Here is a 1,023-nt window from a genome sequence, read left to right on the forward strand (position 1 = left end):
TCTGGGCCGAGGACAGCGGCATGACCGGAGGACTCAGCACGGCCGACCGGGCCAGGCTGGCCCGCTCCGGCGCGGCGCCCATGCCCAGCGAACTCGGGCTTGCGCTGCTGGACGCGTCGCTGCGCGGTGACGAACCCGTCCTCGTACCGATCAAGCTGGACCCCGCCGCGCTGCGCGCCCAGCAGCGGGACGGCATGCTCCCGCCTCTGCTCAGCAAGCTGGTCCGCGACCGCGGACCGGGGGTGACAGCCGCCGTCCGGCGCAGGACCGCCGACAGCGCGACCGCCTCAGGAGGCGGTACGAACCTGAGCGGACTGCTCGGCGCGATGCCGGCCCAGGACCGCCACCCGCACGTCCTGGCCCTGGTCCGCACCCATGTGGCCACGGTCCTGGGACACGGCTCGCGCGGCGGAGTCGACGCCGAACGGGCCTTCCGCGACGTCGGCTTCGACTCGCTCACCGCGGTGGAACTCCGCAACCGGCTCAACACCGCCACCGGCCTCCGGCTGCCCGCGACCCTCGTCTTCGACCACCCCACTCCCGTCGCCCTCGCCGCGTACTTGCTGAAGGAGCTCGCCGAAGCCGCGGACCAGCCGTGGGACGACGACCGGGCCGAGGGCGCGGACACGGTGTCCGACCGGCAGGTCACGGCGACCCTTGCCGAAATCGACCGGCTGGAGGGCACGCTGACCTCCCTCGCCCCTGGCGGCACCGGACGGACGGAGATCGCGGCCCGACTCCGGGCGCTGGCCGCCGCGCTGAGCGAGGACGTCGACTCGGCCGCCGACCTGGACGAGGCATCCGACGACGACCTCTTCTCCCTCATCGACAAGGAACTGGGCGACTTCTGAGCCACCGAGCACTACGGCTCACGTACGCACACACCCCACACACACGGACAGGACAGGCGGGAGACAGGAGCTATGGCGACCAACGAGGACAAGCTCCGCGACTACCTCAAGCGGGTGACCGCTGAGCTGCAACAGAGCACGAAGCGGCTGCGGCAGATCGAGGGACGTGCGC

General features: G+C 72.0%; 2 protein-coding genes. Both read left to right on the forward strand.

The features are described from left to right. On the forward strand, nucleotides 1–851 hold an 851-nt coding region (locus tag NGF19_RS30375), incomplete at its 5' end, for a phosphopantetheine-binding protein (RefSeq protein ID WP_289738547.1). A gap of 72 nt (nucleotides 852–923) precedes the next feature. Then, nucleotides 924–1,023, forward strand: a 100-nt coding sequence (locus NGF19_RS31265; RefSeq protein WP_372506055.1) for a polyketide synthase docking domain-containing protein, incomplete at its 3' end; no start/stop codon positions are given.

The organism is Streptomyces macrolidinus, assembly GCF_023887685.1.
Classification (GTDB): domain Bacteria; phylum Actinomycetota; class Actinomycetes; order Streptomycetales; family Streptomycetaceae; genus Streptomyces; species Streptomyces macrolidinus.